1 protein-coding gene is annotated in these 331 nt (G+C 43.5%); it reads left to right on the top strand.

Features of this window, described 5'->3' with window-relative positions; genetic code table 11:
• Positions 1-133 precede the first annotated feature (133 nt).
• Positions 134-298 carry a hypothetical protein gene (locus ACW9JY_RS10585; RefSeq protein ID WP_457284337.1) on the top strand — a complete coding sequence of 55 codons (165 nt, stop codon included), beginning with the start codon at positions 134-136 and terminating at the stop codon, positions 296-298.
• Positions 299-331 lie beyond the last annotated feature (33 nt).

Genomic DNA, 331 nt, shown 5'->3' with positions numbered 1-331 from the left:
CCTGGGGAGATCTCAAGAATATGCTGTTAAGGCAACCCATACAGCAATGTATGGCTGAATCTTGAGAAGTCAGCAGAGGTCATAGTACTCATTGAGAGATGAGGAAGGACTGAACAACAGGAGGTTTCGAATCTTGAAAGATGCGAAGGGATATGGAAAAGGCAGACAACTTCGATTAGAAGGTTTCCTACATGAAGATAGGGGAGAGCCTGAAAATAATGTAGAAACGCCTAGTATAACTTCTACATCTGAAAGAGGAAGAAACGATGTGAAAGGATACAGACATCAATTCTGTTGAACCGCCGTATACCGAACGGTACGTACGGTGGTG

The sequence above is a fragment of the Petrotoga sp. DB-2 genome (assembly GCF_054051725.1).
This window is presented reverse-complemented; position numbering and strand designations above follow the sequence as displayed.